At 67.3% G+C, this 523-nt stretch carries 1 protein-coding gene; it reads right to left on the bottom strand.

Features of this window, described 5'->3' with window-relative positions; genetic code table 11:
• The coding region (locus ABUE31_RS22785) for a 2-oxoadipate dioxygenase/decarboxylase family protein (protein WP_367726054.1) at positions 1–523 on the bottom strand (523 nt) is incomplete at both ends.

Below are 523 nucleotides of genomic sequence, written 5' to 3' on the forward strand. Positions count from 1 at the left end.
ATGCCTTCCTGCACGGCGTCGATGTCCAGCGTGCGCGGCGTGAGATGGTTGATGTGCGGCCCGTTGAACGAGACGACATCCGCGATCAGGCGGTGGGCCGAGTGCAGGCGCTGATACATTGCGAGGTTGACGCTCGCCACCTCGTGCCAGCGGAAGGTGTCGAGCACCTCGGCGACAAAGCGCGCGGCGTCCGCGTGCGAAAGCCCACCGTCGCGCTCGGCCTTCTCCACCAGCGCAACGGCACCGTCGGAAAAGATGCGCCGCGCCGAAAGCGTCTTGCGCGCCGCTTCGCGCAGGTCCGGATCGGCGATCAGGTCGAGCCGGAGCAGCGAGGTGAACACGCGGAACGGGTTGACCTTCAGCGCCGCCGCGTCGACGGCCCGAAAGGCGGTCGAGTGGACCGGCACGCCGGCTTCGCTCAGGTCGTAGTAGCCGACGGGAAACATGCCCATCACGGCAAACACGCGGCGCATCATGGCAAGTTCGGCTTCGGTGCCGAGGCGGATGGCGCCATGCCTTTCCT

This window comes from Mesorhizobium marinum, assembly GCF_040813675.1.
Taxonomy (GTDB): domain Bacteria; phylum Pseudomonadota; class Alphaproteobacteria; order Rhizobiales; family Rhizobiaceae; genus Mesorhizobium_K; species Mesorhizobium_K marinum.